At 39.0% G+C, this 17,458-nt stretch carries 14 protein-coding genes; 10 read left to right on the top strand and 4 right to left on the bottom strand.

What is annotated here, in order from left to right; all coding sequences use genetic code 11:
- Position 1 precedes the first annotated feature (1 nt).
- The 7 genes from lacD to YYK_RS04450 all read left to right on the top strand — a co-directional run bounded on the left by lacD (position 2) and on the right by YYK_RS04450 (position 7,525).
- Positions 2–979, top strand: a complete 978-nt coding sequence (gene lacD / locus YYK_RS04480; RefSeq protein WP_012775145.1) for a tagatose-bisphosphate aldolase — start codon at positions 2–4, stop codon at positions 977–979.
- 188 nt (positions 980–1,167) lie between these two features.
- Entirely contained in the window at positions 1,168–2,001 is an 834-nt protein-coding gene (locus YYK_RS04475) for a PRD domain-containing protein (RefSeq protein ID WP_012027022.1), read from the top strand.
- 31 nt (positions 2,002–2,032) lie between these two features.
- Positions 2,033–2,350 (top strand): PTS lactose/cellobiose transporter subunit IIA, encoded by a 318-nt coding sequence (locus YYK_RS04470; protein ID WP_003048451.1) that lies wholly within the window; start codon positions 2,033–2,035, stop codon positions 2,348–2,350.
- The gene (locus YYK_RS04465) at positions 2,350–4,029 is read left to right on the top strand and encodes a lactose-specific PTS transporter subunit EIIC (RefSeq protein ID WP_012027021.1); all 1,680 of its coding nucleotides are present in this window, start codon (positions 2,350–2,352) and stop codon (positions 4,027–4,029) included. The genes YYK_RS04470 and YYK_RS04465 overlap by 1 nt, the downstream gene beginning before the upstream one ends.
- 244 nt (positions 4,030–4,273) lie before the next feature.
- Entirely contained in the window at positions 4,274–5,680 is a 1,407-nt protein-coding gene (gene lacG, locus YYK_RS04460; protein WP_012027020.1) for a 6-phospho-beta-galactosidase, read from the top strand.
- Positions 5,681–5,744: 64 nt separating this feature from the next.
- Entirely contained in the window at positions 5,745–6,638 is an 894-nt protein-coding gene (locus YYK_RS04455; protein ID WP_012027019.1) for an aldose 1-epimerase family protein, read from the top strand.
- 335 nt (positions 6,639–6,973) lie between these two features.
- Positions 6,974–7,525 carry an AbiU2 domain-containing protein gene (locus tag YYK_RS04450; RefSeq protein WP_011922520.1) on the top strand — a complete coding sequence of 184 codons (552 nt, stop codon included), beginning with the start codon at positions 6,974–6,976 and terminating at the stop codon, positions 7,523–7,525.
- Positions 7,526–7,892: 367 nt separating this feature from the next.
- On the opposite strand, the gene YYK_RS10260 is transcribed toward YYK_RS04450, so the two are convergent.
- Positions 7,893–8,033, bottom strand: a complete 141-nt coding sequence (locus YYK_RS10260; protein ID WP_014635984.1) for a hypothetical protein — start codon at positions 8,031–8,033, stop codon at positions 7,893–7,895.
- 359 nt (positions 8,034–8,392) lie between these two features.
- Here YYK_RS10260 and YYK_RS04440 point away from each other — a divergent pair, with 359 nt between their 5' ends.
- A complete protein-coding gene (locus YYK_RS04440) occupies positions 8,393–9,673 on the top strand; it encodes an O-acetylhomoserine aminocarboxypropyltransferase/cysteine synthase family protein (RefSeq protein WP_011922519.1) in 1,281 nt (426 codons plus the stop codon).
- Between the two features lie 80 nt (positions 9,674–9,753).
- On the opposite strand, the gene YYK_RS04435 is transcribed toward YYK_RS04440, so the two are convergent.
- Positions 9,754–11,286 (bottom strand): ATP-binding cassette domain-containing protein, encoded by a 1,533-nt coding sequence (locus tag YYK_RS04435; protein WP_011922517.1) that lies wholly within the window; start codon positions 11,284–11,286, stop codon positions 9,754–9,756.
- A gap of 298 nt (positions 11,287–11,584) precedes the next feature.
- Here YYK_RS04435 and YYK_RS04430 point away from each other — a divergent pair, with 298 nt between their 5' ends.
- Positions 11,585–12,076, top strand: a complete 492-nt coding sequence (locus tag YYK_RS04430) for a GNAT family N-acetyltransferase (protein WP_011922516.1) — start codon at positions 11,585–11,587, stop codon at positions 12,074–12,076.
- Positions 12,077–12,329: 253 nt separating this feature from the next.
- Here the strand turns inward: YYK_RS04430 and YYK_RS04425 are convergent, their stop codons facing one another.
- On the bottom strand, positions 12,330–13,070 hold the full coding sequence (locus YYK_RS04425; protein WP_002940438.1) for an amino acid ABC transporter ATP-binding protein: 741 nt from the start codon (positions 13,068–13,070) through the stop codon (positions 12,330–12,332).
- Positions 13,070–15,268, bottom strand: coding sequence for an ABC transporter substrate-binding protein/permease (locus tag YYK_RS04420; protein WP_012775143.1), 2,199 nt, complete (start codon positions 15,266–15,268; stop codon positions 13,070–13,072). The genes YYK_RS04425 and YYK_RS04420 overlap by 1 nt, the downstream gene beginning before the upstream one ends.
- A gap of 197 nt (positions 15,269–15,465) precedes the next feature.
- Between YYK_RS04420 and uvrB the strand changes: the two genes are divergently transcribed.
- Complete coding sequence (uvrB, locus tag YYK_RS04415) at positions 15,466–17,451, top strand: excinuclease ABC subunit UvrB (RefSeq protein WP_012028187.1); 1,986 nt, start codon at positions 15,466–15,468, stop codon at positions 17,449–17,451.
- Positions 17,452–17,458: the final 7 nt, after the last annotated feature.

Here is a 17,458-nt window from a genome sequence, read left to right as displayed (position 1 = left end):
TATGGTAGTAACAGCAGATAAAAGAAAATACATGGAAAAAGTAAGCAATGAAGCAGGTATTATTTCAGCTTTAGCTTTTGACCAACGTGGAGCCCTGAAAAGAATGATGGCAAAACATCAGACAGAAGAACCTACTGTGGAGCAGATGGAAGAACTAAAGAAACTAGTTTCAGAAGAATTAACACAGTTTTCTTCCTCAATTCTGTTAGACCCTGAATTTGGTTTGCCAGCATCGCGCGCCCGCGATGAACAATGTGGTCTACTTTTAGCTTATGAAAAAACTGGCTATGATACCAGCTCTACTAGTCGATTACCAGATTGCCTAGTAGAGTGGTCTGTAAAACGACTAAAAGAAGAAGGGGCAGATGCGATTAAGTTTCTACTCTACTATGACGTTGATGGGGATCCATACGTCAATCTTCAAAAACATGCCTATATTGAACGCTTAGGTTCAGAATGTCAGGCAGAAGGTTTGCCATTCTTTTTGGAAATTTTGAGCTACGATGAAACGATTGAAGACAATGCCAGTGTGGAATTTGCAAAAGTCAAACCTCGAAAAGTAAATGAGGCTATGAAGGTATTTTCGGACGAACGATTTGGAGTGGATGTTCTCAAGGTAGAAGTACCTGTGAACATGAATTTTGTAGAAGGCTTTGGAACAGGGGAAGTCGTTTATACAAAAGAAGAAGCAGCCGAATATTTCCGTCAACAAGAAGCATCAACTCATTTGCCTTATATTTATCTAAGTGCAGGTGTTTCTGCAAAACTCTTCCAAGATACACTAGTGTTTGCACATGAAGCAGGTGCTAAATTTAACGGTGTTCTTTGTGGTCGTGCAACATGGGCGGGTGTTGTGCCAGTCTATATTGAACATGGTGAAGAAGCTGCGCGTGAATGGTTACGAACTGTTGGTCGTGAAAATATCGAGGGACTTGATGTAGTCTTGTCTCAAACAGCAACTTCTTGGCTAGAAAAATAATTGAAAAAATAACCATTTTCTTAAAAGAAAGGGTTTACATTTTCTGAGAATATGCTATAATAATCTCATCAGCAAGAATAGAGTGGATTGTAACTAATTCGATTAGGCAAGACTACAAATGGATTTGAGAGTAGGATATTCTCGGTTTGTTTGTAGTCTTTTTTTGCTTAAAAATATAGGAGGGATATATGTTTAGGATTATACAGTCACTAAATAATAACGCTGCCCTGGTGAAAAATGAACATGGGGAACAGGCAGTCGTGATGGGATTAGGTATAACCTTTCAAAAGAAGAAAGGGGATTTAATTATTAAGGACAAGATAGAAAATATCTTTTCGCTAAAAAATGATGAAGCCAAAGAAAATTTTCTAACCTTATTAAAAGATATTCCATTAGATTTTATTTCGGCAACCTACACGGTTATTAATCATCTAGTAGAAACTTATCATTACCCTGTACAAGAATATCTATATGTGACACTGACAGATCATATCTATTGTGCATATCAGGCGGTTTTAAAGAATACCTATCAAGAAAGTAGGCTACCCAATATTTCAGCCGAATATCCATTGGAATATAAAATGGCGCGTGAAGCCTTAGCTATGTTTCGTGAAAAGTTGCTAAATGATTTTCCAAATGATGAGATTGGTAAAATTGCACTTCACTTAATCAATGCAAAAGGTGAAACAATTCATCCCACAAGTGAAGAACATGATATCAGTAAGAAAATTATTGCTGAGGTTGAACAAATTTTGATAGATAATGGGATTAGACGCTCAAAAGAAAATAGCAATTTTTATGATCGCTTTATGATTCATTTGTCCTATTTTCTGAATTACTTAGATAGATCCCATCAGTCAAATGAATCGATTGCTAGTTTGGAACAGTACATCAAGCTCCAGAATCCAAGAGCCCATCAGGTTGGAAGTCAGATTTTTGAGATGATTACATCATTGGTTGATGAGCCAGTAAATGATAGTGAAAGGTTCTATATTGTGTTACATATTCAACGGTTATTGTAAATCAATTCAATTTTAAAAGGAGGTTCATATTATGAACAGAGAAGAAATTACGTTATTAGGTTTTGAGATTGTTGCATTCGCTGGTGATGCTCGTTCTCGTTTGATGGAGGCACTGGCTGCTGCTCAAAAAGGTGATTATGCAAAAGCAGAAGAACTAGTTGAAGCGGCCAATGCTTGTATTGTTGAAGCCCACCATGCTCAGACAAGTTTGTTGCAGAAAGAAGCGGCTGGTGAGGATTTAGCCTTTAGTGTGACGCTCATGCATGGTCAAGACCATCTCATGACAACGTTGTTATTGAAAGATATGATGAGTCATATGATTGAACTTTACAAACGAGGTGATAAGTAATGAATAAATTGATTGAATTCATTGAGAAAGGGAAGCCTTTCTTTGAAAAGATTTCGAGAAACCCTTATTTAAGGGCTATCCGTGATGGTTTTATTGCTGCCATGCCGGTTATCTTGTTCTCAAGTATCTTTCTATTGGTGGCTTTTGTTCCTAATATCTTTGGTTTTACTTGGTCAGATGAAGCAGTTGCAGCTATCATGAAACCTTACGGTTATACAATGGGTATTGTAGCTGTCTTAGTTGCAGGAACGACCGCAAAATCTTTAACAGATGCGTTTAACCGTCAATTGCCAAAAACCAATCAGATTAACTTCATTTCAACCATGATTGCCTCAATTTCAGGTTTCTTATTACTGGCTTCTGATGGTATTGAAGGTGGATTTGCCAATGGTTACATGGGAACTAAGGGACTTTTGACAGCCTTTCTAGCAGCCTTCATTACGGTTAATATCTATAAGGTCTGTGTGAAAAACAATGTCACTATTCGTATGCCAGACGAAGTTCCACCGAATGTATCCCAGGCATTTAAAGATGTGATTCCATATGCATTGTCTATCTTTGTCTTGTATGGAATTGATCTTGTGACACGTCAATTCCTTGGAACAAACGTTGCTGAGGCGATTCTGAAATTATTTGAGCCTCTGTTTACAGCTGCAGATGGTTATGTTGGTATTACAATTATCTTTGGTGCCTATGCTTTGTTCTGGTTTGTAGGGATTCATGGTCCATCTATTGTGGAACCAGCAATTGCAGCCATTACTTATGCTAATATTGAAACCAACTTCCAGCTTTTACAAGCCGGTCAACATGCGGACAAAATCCTGACTTCAGGTACTCAAATGTTTATCGTGACTATGGGTGGTACAGGTGCTACCTTGGTTGTGCCATTCATGTTTATGTGGTTGACTAAGTCTAAACGAAATAAAGCAATTGGACGTGCTTCAGTTGTTCCAACTTTCTTTGGTGTAAACGAACCGATCTTGTTCGGTGCGCCACTTGTACTCAACCCAGTATTCTTTGTTCCATTCATCTTAGCTCCAATTGCTAACGTATGGATTTTCAAATTCTTTGTTGATACGCTAAAAATGAACAGTTTCAGCGTTAACTTGCCATGGACAACTCCAGGACCATTGGGGATTGTAATGGGAACAAACTTTGCTCCACTTGCCTTTGCACTAGCTATTTTGTTGGTATTTGTCGATGTACTTATCTATTATCCATTCTTGAAAGTTTATGATGAGCAAATTCTTGCTGAAGAACAATCAGGGAAAGTTGAAAATAGCTTGAAAGAGAAAGTGGCAGCTAATTTTAATACTGCCAAGGCGGATGCTATTCTTGAAAAGGCTGCAGTCGAAACCGAAATTTCTGAACAAACTAATGTTTTGGTACTTTGTGCAGGGGGTGGTACAAGTGGATTACTTGCCAACGCTCTAACTAAAGCTGCAAAAGAATATGGTGTTCCAGTTACAGCTACAGCAGGAAGCTATGGGGCGCACCGTGAGATTTTGCCAGAGTATCAATTAGTCATCCTTGCACCTCAAGTAGCATCAAACTACGATGACATTAAACAAGAAACCGATGCATTGGGTATTAAACTTGCCAAAACTGAAGGGGCTCAATACATTAAACTCACACGAGATGGTCAAGGTGCTCTTGACTTTGTCAAACAACAGTTTTAGAACCTATATTCACAGTTCAGCACTTCCATCTAAGGCTAGTTTTTCAGCTACTCATCGTTAGTTTTTTTCAAAATACAGTCAGTATTCCCTCAAAAAAACGCCTTGATTAGCGAAAAACTATCTCTTATATACAAGTATATACAAGCACTTCACTTGTGAATACAGGTTCTTAATCAAAAGGGGAGGGAGTTATCATCTCCAACTCCTACCCCTTTATTTATTTTTGATAGAAGAAGGTAGGCATATGGTTAAAACATTACCGAAAGATTTTATATTTGGTGGAGCAACTGCTGCATATCAAGCAGAGGGTGCCACAAAGACAGATGGAAAAGGTCGTGTTGCGTGGGACAAGTATCTAGAAGATAATTACTGGTACACTGCGGAACCAGCTTCTGATTTTTATAATCGTTATCCAGTTGATTTAGAACTAAGTGAACAGTTTGGGGTAAATGGCATTCGGATTTCAATTGCGTGGTCTCGTATCTTCCCAACAGGCTTTGGAGAAGTGAATCCAAAGGGAGTAGAGTATTACCATAAATTATTTGCGGAATGCCATAAGCGTCACGTAGAACCATTTGTAACGCTTCACCATTTTGATACACCAGAAACGCTACATTCTAATGGTGACTTTCTAAATCGAGAAAATATTGAGCACTTCGTCAATTACGCAGCGTTTTGCTTCAAAGAATTCCCTGAAGTTAGTTACTGGACAACCTTTAATGAAATCGGTCCAATTGGTGATGGGCAATATCTAGTTGGGAAGTTCCCACCAGGGATTCAGTATGACTTAGCTAAGGTATTCCAATCTCACCACAATATGATGGTTTCACATGCCAAGGCTGTTAAGCTTTACAAGGATGCTGGTTATAGTGGAGAAATTGGTGTTGTACACGCATTGCCAACGAAATATCCTTATGATCCAACCAATCCTGACGATGTTCGTGCAGCGGAACTAGAAGATATTATTCATAATAAATTTATCCTCGATGCTACATACTTGGGTTACTATTCTGAAAAAACGCTTGAAGGCGTTCGACATATTCTGAAAGTAAATGGTGGGGAATTAGACCTTCGTGATGAAGACTTCGCTGCCTTAGATGCCGCAAAAGATTTGAACGACTTCTTGGGCATCAATTACTATATGAGTGATTGGATGAGAGCTCATGATGGAGAAACGGAAATTATCCATAATGGTAAAGGTGAAAAGGGAAGTTCTAAGTATCAAATCAAGGGAGTTGGTCGTAGAGAATCTCCAGTCGATATTCCGAAAACGGATTGGGATTGGATTATCTACCCACAAGGTCTTTATGATCAAATCATGCGTGTAAAAAATGACTATCCAAACTATAAGAAAATCTACATCACTGAAAATGGTCTAGGCTATAAAGATGAATTTGTAGATGGTACAGTCTACGACGATGGTCGAATTGATTATGTGAAAAAGCATTTAGAAGTGATTTCAGATGCTATCTCAGATGGTGCCAATGTTAAAGGTTATTTCATCTGGTCCTTGATGGATGTATTTTCTTGGTCAAATGGATACGAGAAACGATATGGATTGTTCTATGTTGACTTTGAGACCCAAGAACGTTATCCAAAGAAAAGTGCTTATTGGTATAAAAAAGTAGCGGAAACACAGGTTATTGAATAAAACTAATACAAGGATGCCTAGCTCAAGTTAGCATCCTTGTTTTCATATAAGGGAGGCAGTTTATATGCTCGAATTAAAAAATGAGAACTTAACAGTACAATTTTCTGAATTAGGTGGGCAAATTATTTCTATTAAAGACAAGGATGGTATCGAATATCTTTGGCAAGGAGAACCGACCTATTGGAGCGGTCAAGCACCAGTTCTATTTCCGATTTGTGGAAGTTTACGAAATGATTGGGCTATCTATGAACCTGCAGAAAGACCGACATTTACAGGCACAATTCCAAGGCATGGACTTGTGAGAAAAATGCTGTTCAAAAATGTAAAAAGTACTGAAAACTCTTTAGAATTTTCTATTTCATCAAACGAAGAAACCGTAAAAAATTACCCTTTTGAATTTGAACTTTCTATTAACTACTCACTATTTGGCAAAACAATTCGAATTGAATATCGGGTGAAAAACCTTGAGGGACATAGAAAGCTACCTTACTTTATTGGGGGTCACCCAGGTTTTAATTGTCCCTTGTTGGATGGTGAGAGTTATGAAGACTATTATTTAGAATTTGAAAAAGTAGAATCTTGTACAGTACCTAGAAGTTTTCCAGAAACTGGCTTACTTGATCTGCGAGATCGCCGGCCATTCTTGGAAAATCAGAAGACCTTGGACTTGTCCTATAAACTGTTTGAGTATGATGCCATAACATTGGATCAATTAGCATCACGAAAGGTAACCTTGAAATCAAAAAATCATCAGAAGAAACTTTCGATTGCATTTGATGATTTTCCATATTTAGTGATTTGGTCAACTACAAATCAGAGTCCCTTTATCGCATTAGAACCATGGAGCGGACTCTCTACATCACTGGAAGAATCTGACATATTCAATGCCAAACGAAATATTAGTTACGTCGCTCCAAAAGAGGTTGATACAAAATATTTTGATATTATTATTGAGTAAATACCATAGTTAAGTAATTTAAATATTCTACGGAAAACACTCAAAAACCCCACTGGCTGAATAAGTCAGTGGGGTTTATTGCTTAATTTAATATTATGAAAAATTAAATTAAGTGTTGCAGGGTGTTCAGCTGTATTTTGAGAAAACTTTATCAATGACTTAATTACGAGATGATAAAGCGATACAAAAATCGTAGTAGATGTATTCCTATGGGGTATGATATACTTAGTGAGAGAGGACATTACATATGCTTGTAATCTCGAAAATATTTTTGAAGCAGAATGAATTATCAGTTTGAGTAAAAGTAAGAAGATTTATTAAATAGGTGTTAGCTTATGAATGATTGTGATTTAAAAGATTTTGTAGGAAAAAATTTCGCTGATGAATTACCAGATGATGACTCTAAAATAATGATTCATTTTCATACTATGATACTTGAACTTGGATCAATAATTGCTGCACTTGAAATAGTAAAAATTGTAAACGATGAGTGGCATGATAGAGTAGTGCAATCATCTATTAGATATGATATAGTACGAAATGTAACATATGAATCTTTATTTTATAGAGTTGTCTTCGGTATAACTAAAATTTTTGATGTCAGAGAAAAAAATGGTATTTTTAAGATTCTATCTAAGTTGAGACATAGTACCAAAGATAGATCTCTTTTATCAATTTTGAGTACCATTCAAGAGGGTATTGATAAAGAACAAAAAAATATTGATGAAATCAAATTGCTTCGCGACAAACTCTTGGCTCACTTAGATAAAGAGATGGTCTTTTCAACAGAAAGATTAGACATTGGTATTCTATACTATTATTTTGAGGCTATAGAAATTAAGTCCATATATACGGCTTGTATCGAGTTATATAATGCTTTTATATAGAGATAATCAGCAACAAGTCGAACTTCCTAAAAGAGAAATAATTTTGAAAAGATTTTTTCTTGAAGAATAACTCGTATTGATTAGTTTTTTTTGTCTTCTTATATCGATAAATTTATAAAATACTTGACCTATCATTTTGAATTTGATTAATAAATTATCCATCTATAAGATAAAGTAGGTCAAATTAGTTTGACCTACTGATGACTAGTCTATTTTATGGTGTTAATTGGTGTCGATTTTATCCAAATCAGAGGATTTTAGTCCATTTTCATGGAAGTTTCATTTTCGTAAATGTTGATATAACGGGATTTGTAAGGGGTGAGAATTCTTCGTTTTCAATAGCAAAATTCTCTAAAAATCAGGGAGGTTATTCGATGTTGGAAATAAAACGATTCTCCTTTCTAGAAAATCGGTAACCGCAATGTTGACAACGATAATAAGTCCGATCAGCTTCATAGAGCATTGCAAACATAGCTCCCTCTATGCCATTGATTGCATGACCAATCATACCGGCTTTACGAGAATATCTTTTTTGTGTTGGAATGTAAGTTTGCAGTTTTATTGACTTACATTTTGGACATTTGAGCGCTTGTTTAGTGTCCATATTATTAGGATGGCATCTGCGATAGATGCTATAAGAGATTATTAGTACTATGAGGATAATCGGACCGATATATTCTATTAAGGTATTCATAATCTTATTGTAAATCGTGTCCTTATTTTATTCAAGGAAAATGAATATTATTTTTTCTAAAATAACTGATCCTATGGCTATAGTTGTTAACTATATATATCTCTAATATTTAAGTATTAGTCAAGATGGTAAAAATGAGGTAGAATACAGAAAAAGACCAAAGGAGTACCTTTATGACTAGAGAATTTTCATTTGAAACCCTTCAACTCCATGCTGGACAAGAAGTTGATTCTGCTTCAAAATCACGTGCAGTACCCATCTATCAAACCACTTCCTATGTTTTTGAAGATGCTCAAGAAGCAGAAGATTTATTTGCATTGCGTAAATCAGGGAATATCTATACTCGTATCACTAATCCGACGGTCTCTACTTTTGAAAATCGTGTGGCAGCTTTAGAAGGTGGTATTGGTGCCTTGGCCACTTCTTCAGGAATGGCAGCCATCACATACACTATTCTAGCATTAGCGCATGCTGGTGATCACATTGTGGCGGCAACGACACTCTATGGTGGGACTTTTAACCTATTCAAAGAAACCCTTCCTCGCTATGGTATTACAACAAGCTTTGTAGATATTGATGATTTTGAAGCGGTAGAAGCTGCGATTAAAGATAATACAAAACTGGTATTTATTGAAACCTTGGGAAATCCTGTTATCAATATTCCTGATCTTGAAAAATTGGCAGAAATTGCACACACCTACCACATCCCACTTGTTTCAGATAATACCTTCGCAACCCCATATTTGATTAATGTATTTTCTCATGGTGTTGATATTGCCGTCCATTCAGCAACCAAGTTTATCGGTGGGCATGGTACGACCATTGGCGGTGTGATTGTCGATAGCGGTAAGTTTGATTGGGCGGCATCTGGTAAGTTTCCGCAATTTGTTGAAGAAGATCCAAGCTATCATAACATTAGTTATACTCGTGATATTGGTGTAGCTGCATTTATTGTTGCAGTTCGTGTACAATTACTTCGCGATACAGGTGCAGCCCTTTCTCCATTCAACGCCTTCTTGCTTTTGCATGGGTTAGAAACCTTGTCTCTCCGTGTAGAGCGTCATGTGTCAAATGCTGAAAAGATTGTTGATTTCTTGCTCAATCACCCTAATGTTGAGTCGGTCAATTATCCATCACTTCCAGATAGTCCTTATAAGGCTTTGGCAGATAAATACCTGCCTAAAGGTGTTGGATCTATTTTCTCTTTCCAAGTAAAAGGCGGAGCAGAAGAAGCCCGAAAGGTTATTGATGGCTTGGAAATCTTTTCTAATTTAGCAAACGTTGCCGATGCGAAATCACTAGTAGTTCATCCAGCTACAACCACGCATGCTCAGTTAGCTCCGGAAGATTTACTTGCTGCTGGGGTCACACCAAATCAAATCCGCCTATCTGTTGGTCTTGAAAATATCAATGATTTGATTGAAGATTTGCAACTTGCTCTTGATAAATTATAGGTTGTGAATCGAATAGCTTGGCTTCATTCTTTATGAATAAATAATAAAAGGAAATTTGGCGTGTGTGCCATTTTCCTTTTTTATATCTGTCCTAGTTCTTCCAGTCCATTCTCAGTTAGTCGATAGATTCTTTGACAAACTTCTTTCAAAAAGCGTCTGTCGTGTGATACGCATACCAAACCACCTGGATAATCGGCAAATAGTTGACGAATATATGGCTGAGAAGTGGGAGAGAAGTTTCGACTGGGTTCATCTAACAAGAGAAAATTGGCTTGATCAAGAACCATTTTTAACAAGAGTAACTTGGCTTTTTGTCCCCCCGAAAGTTCACAGATCTTGTGATGAACTTCTTGTCGTGTAAACTGCAGACTGGCTAGATGTGTTAAGATAAGTTGCTCCTGCTCACGATTGCCATTTTCTAATAAAAAATCAAGTGGAGTTTTAGACTCATCAAGGACTTCTGAATAGCGCTGGGGCATGTATCCCAAGTTTATATCTGCTCGGTGCCTGAGTTTCTGATAGATTAGCTTTAGAAAACTGGATTTACCAATTCCATTTTGTCCAATGATGCCAATTTTCTCTTGTCCATTTATGTTGAAATGGATATTGCTAACTAATTGTCGTTCTTCAACGTTCAATTGGAAGTTTTCTAAGTGAAGCACTTGTTTTCTAGCTGGTAGTGGTGAAATGTCTGAGAAGAAGAGGGAAATGGCATCTTCATGAAAAGGAACTTGTGTAAGATTTTCCTTCATTCTTTCATAGCGTTTTTCACGTGAGAGAACATTTTTCATTTTCTTAGCAATGAGCCGTCCTAGTGTGGCATCATGGGTGTTGAGCAAGGTGTGACGAACCTGTGATTTTTGACGTAGGTGCTTATTCATGGCTTTGTCAAATTCTTTTTGGTCGTTCCGAGCTTGCTGGACCTGCTTCTGATAAGCTTGCTGGCGTCTCAATGCGTAATCCTGGTAATCTAGTTCTTCAACCTTGGTCTGTGCAAGTGTTTTCTTTTTAACCGATTCTAGATGAATGATTTTTGTAGCTGTTCTGCTAAGAAAGTCTTCATCGTGAGAAACAAATAGGATGGTTTTAGGACTAGTAATGGTATAGTTTTCAAGCCAAAGTAAGGTATCTAAATCCAAGTCATTGGACGGCTCATCCAGAAAAATAATATCAGATGGAGTTGCTAGAGATTTGATTAACTGAATTTTTAGTTTTTCACCACCTGACAGGCTTTCAATCAATTGTTGACTGGCAAATCGCTCACTGTCAAACTGGAGCTGGTCAGCATAGAGGTAGAGTAGGCTGTAATCAATGTCGCTGTCCAAGTCAGCGAAGAAGTAGTCGTTCAGGGTTAGCTCTGCTATTTCCAGTGGAAGACTTTGGGGAATATAGACTGGTGAGTGAAAATATCGGTGAATACTGCCTGATTGAAGCAGGTAGTCGGCGACAAGAGTGGAATCCATCAAGGTGAGTAATAGACTGGATTTTCCGTTTCCTTCTTCGCCGATGATAGCTATTTTATCGCCAGGGTTAACAATGAGGTTTAGGTCCTGAACTAGATTTCGCAAATCTTTTTGATGGTCGAGAGATAGGTGATGAGTGGTTAGTAGCATAAGGCCTCCTTTACAAGAAAAAACACACTACCTATTTAGTAGTGTGTCGAAATCTGCTCAAAAAGACCCTATTCATGGAACAGAGAAACAGAAAAATGGACGCAAGAAAACTACTAAATAAGTATAGAACTTAAATTGAGTTTACTTGTTATTGTCCATTTCTCCTTACCTCGCATGCTTTATTTGTTTTAATATAGCATATCGATAGAATCTTGTCAATCAGCGTGCTATAATATTCATAGATTTCGATAGAGATATATGTTAAAATGAACTTATTGTAAATGAGAGAGGATCCGAAATGGCAATCACTGGAATTGAGCAAGCAGATATTTTAGAAATAGACAAACAAGTCCGTTTACGTCGGTATGATGGTCAGCATGATTTTTCTTTTGAATGGCACCAAGATCTAGAATTGGTCTGGCTGATTGATGGTGATCAAGAACGTTATAGTCTTGACTTGCTCAATCGTATGTATGATTATTTGTCTAAAAATGGCGAATGTTACTTTATTGAAATTTTTGAAGACAATCAGTTTATCCCAATTGGTGATGTGACGCTGTTTGCAGATGATTTTGCCATTGCCATTGGAGATAAGCGGTATTGGAAAAAGGGAATTGGAACCAAGGTATTACAGCGAATGATTGAACGTGCAAGAGAAGTGGGGCTTGAGGAAATACCTGTAGAAGAAATATATGACTGGAATACAGGCCCCCGTAAACTGTTTGAGAAATGTGGCTTTGAAGCTGTTGAAAAGACAAAGAAAGGTTGGTCCTACAAGATGATATTGTAAATTAATTTTGAGATACCAAAAAAAACTTGACGAAAGTCAAAGCTTCAGAACGTAGATAAACTCTTAAAAATATAAAAAATTGAAGAAGTTTGCGAAAGATAGCAAGTCATTAAACTCTTAGAAACATTGATATTTCGGCGTTTCTAAGAGTTTTTTATTTTCAACATAAAGAAAAAAGATTGAAGAAAATCGTCCAAAATGGACTTTTTCTTCAATCTGAAACCTTGATGCAAGTCAAGGCTTTTCGTTTAGCTTAGACGTTCAAGACCTTATCAAGGAAGTCTTGTAAACGTGGATGTTGTGGGTTATCAAAGATTTGCTCTGGTGTACCATCTTCAAGGAACTCACCGCCATCAGTGAAGATAACGCGATTAGCAACCTTGCGGGCAAAGCCCATCTCGTGTGTGACGATTAACATGGTCATACCTTGCTCAGCCAAGTCTTTCATAACGTTGAGTACATCGCCAACCATTTCAGGGTCAAGGGCAGAAGTTGGTTCGTCGAAGAGCATGATGTCTGGGTTCATAGCGAGGGCACGAGCGATAGCAACACGTTGCTTCTGACCACCTGAAAGGCTGTCTGGCATAGCGTCGCGTTTGTCTGCCAATCCAACTTTTTCCAATAATTCCATGCCGACCTTTTCAGCTTCAGACTTGTCCATCAATTTGTGTTCGATTGGCGCAAATGTGATATTGTCAAGTACAGACATATGAGGGAAGAGGTTGAAGTGTTGGAATACCATTCCGACATTTGAACGGAAGGCGTCAACATCTGTCTTAGGGTCGGTTAAGTCATATCCATCGACTGTTACTTGACCACTTGTAATGGTTTCAAGTAAGTTCATTGTACGAAGGAAGGTCGATTTACCTGAACCAGAAGGACCGATGATACAAACAACATCGCCTTCATAGAACTTAGCAGTAATACCTTTGAGGACCTCGTTTTTACCATAAGACTTGTGTAAGTCATGGACATTGATTTTTAATTGAGCCATTATTTGCCTCCTTTTTCGAGTTTGCGTGCTAAGCGAGTCAAGAGTGTGATAACTACCAAGTAAATGATGGCAAGAATTGCATACATACGGAAGGATTGGTAGTTACGTGCAATAATGATTTTACCCGCTTGGAAGAGTTCGACCAAACCAATCGCAGAAATGATAGTGGTATCTTTCAGAGTAATAACAAACTGGTTGATAAAGTTAGGCAACATAATTTTACCAGCTTGAGGTAGGATAATCTTACGCATGGTTGTTCCGTAGGAAATACCTAAACTGCGAGATGCTTCCATCTGACCAGCTGGAACTGCCTGAATACCGCCACGAACAATCTCGGCAATATAGGCACCAGAGTTGAGGGATAGGGCGATCGTACCAGCGACAAAGTCATTGATTGGAGATTGTTGACCAGTCATCGACTCGATTAAGTTTGGAATACCCCAGAAGATGAATGCAGCGACAATCATGAGCGGAATACCACGAACAACATCTACAAAAACAGATGAAGTAACACGGAGTGCTTTAACTGGGCTGACAGCAAACATACCGAAGATAATACCGATCACAATTGCAATAGCAAATGATAGAAGGGCAAGTCCAATTGTGATACCAAGACCTGAGAGTAATTGACCGTAGTTGTTTTTCAAAAGACCAACAATCGTTGTCTCATCAACAGTTGAAGTTGTTGTGCTTGCTTCTTCAGTTGAGTTGAAATACTTATTAAGGATTTCATCATACTTGCCTGATTCAACTAGGGCAGCTAAGCCGTTGTTAAACATTTCAATTAATTCTGGGTTGGCACCTTTTTTAACGGCAAATCCGTACTCACCTGATTTTTCGCCAGGAATTGGTGTTGCAAAGTTGCGACCTTGTTGGATGGCATATAGAAGAACCGCTTCGTCATCCATAAGAGCATCAATAGAACCAGAGTTTAAACTGTCATACATACTTGAAGCTTCGTCGAAGGCTTTTAGGGTGTAACCATATTTTGACTTGTTTTCTTCTAAGAAACTATATGAAGCAGTACCATTTTTAGCCCCAACAGTTTTCCCTTTTAAGTCCTCGTAAGAAGCGATGTCACTACCATTTTTAACAGCTAATAGGATGTTTGAAGTATAGTAGGCGTTTGAGAAGTCAAAGATTTCCTTACGAGCATCTGTGATAGACATACCGGCAATAACTGCATCAGCTTGTCCAGCTTGAACAGCATTTAGTGCAGCGTCGAAACCAGGGTTTTGAATAGTAATGGTAAATCCTTGGTGTTCAGCGATTGCCTTGATTAATTCCATGTCAATCCCGACATAGTTACCTGATTCATCTTGGTATTCAAATGGAGCAAAAGAAGAATCTGCCACAATTGTGTAGCTTGATTTGACAGGTGTTGCTTTAGCTGATGCGTTTCCTGTTAAGCTTAAACGAGATGAGTAATCTGTACTTTCGGTAGAAGTGGTAGAAGCTCCCAACCATTTGTTCATGATTATTTCGTAGGTGCCATCTTTCTTCATCTCAGCTAAAGCCTTGTTAAAGTCTTCAACAAGATATTCATATTGGCTACCTTTTTTTACAGAGAAACCAAATGAACCGATGGCTTCGCCTTCGATGTCAATACTTAGGTCTTGACCTTGTTGGATAGCGTATTGAATAACTGCTTCGTCGTCCATTACAGCATCAACAGCACCAGCAGAAAGGCTATTATACATCAAATCGCCAGTATCAAAAGTTTTTACGTTGTATCCGTACTTGTCTTTGTTTTCTTCTAGGAAGTTTTGGGCTGCAGTACCGTTTTTGACACCGACAGTCTTGCCTTTAAGGTCCTTATATGAAGAGATGGTATTTGCCTTTGTGGTAGCGATAACGATTTTGGTGTCGAAGTAAGGGTCTGAGAAAGTAAATACTTTCTTACGCGCTTCGGTGATAGTTGTACCTGCCATTAGGGCGTCCGCAGATCCAGCCTGTACAGCGTTGACAGCTGCATCAAATCCTGGGAAGCTTTGATTCATGGTCCAACCTGAGCGCTTGGCTACTTCGTTGATGATGTCAACATCTAATCCTTTATAAATTTGATCTGAGTCTTTAAACTCGAATGGGGCGTAAGCATTGTCAAATACGACATCAATAGTATCGTCAGCTTTAATGCCAGTAAAAATAAAGAATACTGGCAGAATGCTTGCCAATAACATGAGTAATTTTTTCTTCATTTCCATACTCCTTCTATTATAAAATAACTGTCCTAGTATATCATATTCTGAAAATTAATGCAAAATTGAGGTTTTTATAATGTCAGAATTTCTGACATACAAAGTCATTAAAATGTGAGAAAATTTAATATTTTGGACATAGTTGTGAATGGTTTAGAATGTTTCTCCATTAGTCGAACTTATGATAAAATAGGAGTATGATCAATCGAAATACTGAAAACCAATTTAAACTTGTGTCAAAATATGCACCGTCTGGTGACCAGCCCCAAGCCATTGAAACCTTGGTTGATAACATCGAGGGGGGCGAAAAAGCCCAGATTCTCATGGGGGCGACTGGTACTGGTAAGACCTATACCATGAGCCAGGTTATCGCCCGTGTCAATAAGCCAACCTTGGTCATCGCCCACAACAAGACCTTGGCTGGTCAGCTTTATAGTGAGTTCAAGGAATTCTTTCCAGAAAATGCGGTCGAATACTTCGTGTCTTACTATGATTACTACCAGCCAGAAGCTTATGTACCGTCTAGCGATACCTATATCGAAAAGGATAGTTCGGTCAATGATGAGATTGACAAACTCCGTCACTCTGCGACCTCAGCTCTGCTAGAACGCAATGATGTCATTGTGGTAGCTTCTGTTTCTTGTATCTACGGTTTGGGTTCACCCAAGGAATATTCAGATAGCGTGGTCAGCCTGCGACCAGGTCAGGAGATTTCCCGTGATCAGTTGCTCAATGCCTTGGTGGATATCCAGTTTGAGCGGAACGACATCGACTTCCAACGGGGACGGTTCCGTGTGCGTGGCGATGTGGTGGAGATTTTCCCAGCTTCCCGTGACGAACATGCCTTTCGTGTGGAGTTTTTCGGGGATGAAATCGACCGCATTCGTGAGATTGAAAGCCTGACAGGCAAGGTTTTGGGCGATGTGGACCACTTGGCCATTTTCCCTGCCACCCACTTCGTGACCAACGATGACCACATGGAAACGGCCATTGCCAAGATTCAGGCGGAACTAGAAGAGCAACTCAAGGTCTTTGAGGCAGAAGGAAAACTCTTAGAAGCTCAGCGATTGAAACAACGAACCGACTACGATATCGAGATGCTTCGGGAGATGGGCTATACCAACGGAGTTGAGAACTATTCACGACACATGGACGGGCGAAGTGAGGGGGAGCCTCCTTATACCCTGCTGGACTTTTTCCCTGAGGACTATCTGATTATGATTGACGAGAGCCACATGACCATGGGGCAGATTAAGGGGATGTACAATGGTGACCGCTCACGCAAGGAGATGCTGGTTAACTATGGTTTCCGTCTACCGAGTGCATTGGATAATCGTCCGCTGCGCAGGGAAGAATTTGAGAGTCATGTCCACCAGATTGTCTATGTATCTGCGACGCCGGGTGACTATGAAATGGAGCAGACAGAGACCGTTGTCGAGCAGATTATCCGGCCGACCGGGCTTTTGGATCCAGAAGTGGAAGTCCGTCCAACTATGGGCCAAATGGACGACCTCCTAGGTGAAATCAATGCCCGTGTTGAAAAAGGCGAGCGAACCTTTATCACTACCCTGACCAAGAAAATGGCAGAGGACTTGACCGACTACCTGAAAGAAATGGGCGTCAAGGTCAAGTATATGCACTCGGACATCAAGACCTTGGAGCGTACGGAGATTATCCGTGATCTTCGCTTGGGTGTCTTTGATGTTTTGATAGGGATTAACCTGCTTCGTGAAGGGATTGACGTGCCAGAAGTTAGTCTAGTCGCTATCTTAGACGCAGACAAGGAGGGCTTCCTCCGTAATGAACGGGGGCTCATCCAGACAATCGGTCGAGCGGCTCGTAACTCTGAAGGTCATGTGATTATGTATGCGGACAAGGTCACCGAGTCCATGCGGAAGGCCATGGAAGAAACAGCCCGCCGCCGTCAAATCCAGATGGCTTATAATGAAGAGCATGGCATTATTCCACAGACCATTAAGAAAGAGATCCGTGACCTGATTAGCGTGACCAAGGCTGTCACTCAGGACAAGGAAGAGGTTGTGGACTTCAATGCTCTTAATAAAGATGAACGCAAGGCCATGATCAAGAAACTGGAAGGTCAGATGCAGGAAGCCGCAGAAGTGCTTGACTTTGAACTGGCAGCCCAGATTCGCGATATGGTCATTGAGTTGAAGAATATGTAGATATGGA

The organism is Streptococcus suis S735 (assembly GCF_000294495.1).
Lineage (GTDB): Bacteria > Bacillota > Bacilli > Lactobacillales > Streptococcaceae > Streptococcus > Streptococcus suis.
This window is presented reverse-complemented; position numbering and strand designations above follow the sequence as displayed.

What these genes read in the sequence shown, in the direction of transcription:
- YYK_RS04450 (WP_011922520.1), top strand. Translation starts at nt 6,974, where the DNA reads ATGAATGATTGTGATTTAAAAGATTTTGTAGGAAAAAATTTCGCTGAT.
- YYK_RS04470 (WP_003048451.1), top strand. Translation starts at nt 2,033, where the DNA reads ATGAACAGAGAAGAAATTACGTTATTAGGTTTTGAGATTGTTGCATTC.
- lacG (WP_012027020.1), top strand. Translation starts at nt 4,274, where the DNA reads ATGGTTAAAACATTACCGAAAGATTTTATATTTGGTGGAGCAACTGCT.
- YYK_RS10260 (WP_014635984.1), bottom strand. Translation starts at nt 8,033, where the DNA reads ATGATTGGTCATGCAATCAATGGCATAGAGGGAGCTATGTTTGCAATG.
- uvrB (WP_012028187.1), top strand. Translation starts at nt 15,466, where the DNA reads ATGATCAATCGAAATACTGAAAACCAATTTAAACTTGTGTCAAAATAT.
- YYK_RS04440 (WP_011922519.1), top strand. Translation starts at nt 8,393, where the DNA reads ATGACTAGAGAATTTTCATTTGAAACCCTTCAACTCCATGCTGGACAA.
- lacD (WP_012775145.1), top strand. Translation starts at nt 2, where the DNA reads ATGGTAGTAACAGCAGATAAAAGAAAATACATGGAAAAAGTAAGCAAT.
- YYK_RS04430 (WP_011922516.1), top strand. Translation starts at nt 11,585, where the DNA reads ATGGCAATCACTGGAATTGAGCAAGCAGATATTTTAGAAATAGACAAA.
- YYK_RS04425 (WP_002940438.1), bottom strand. Translation starts at nt 13,070, where the DNA reads ATGGCTCAATTAAAAATCAATGTCCATGACTTACACAAGTCTTATGGT.
- YYK_RS04465 (WP_012027021.1), top strand. Translation starts at nt 2,350, where the DNA reads ATGAATAAATTGATTGAATTCATTGAGAAAGGGAAGCCTTTCTTTGAA.
- YYK_RS04420 (WP_012775143.1), bottom strand. Translation starts at nt 15,268, where the DNA reads ATGAAGAAAAAATTACTCATGTTATTGGCAAGCATTCTGCCAGTATTC.
- YYK_RS04435 (WP_011922517.1), bottom strand. Translation starts at nt 11,286, where the DNA reads ATGCTACTAACCACTCATCACCTATCTCTCGACCATCAAAAAGATTTG.
- YYK_RS04455 (WP_012027019.1), top strand. Translation starts at nt 5,745, where the DNA reads ATGCTCGAATTAAAAAATGAGAACTTAACAGTACAATTTTCTGAATTA.
- YYK_RS04475 (WP_012027022.1), top strand. Translation starts at nt 1,168, where the DNA reads ATGTTTAGGATTATACAGTCACTAAATAATAACGCTGCCCTGGTGAAA.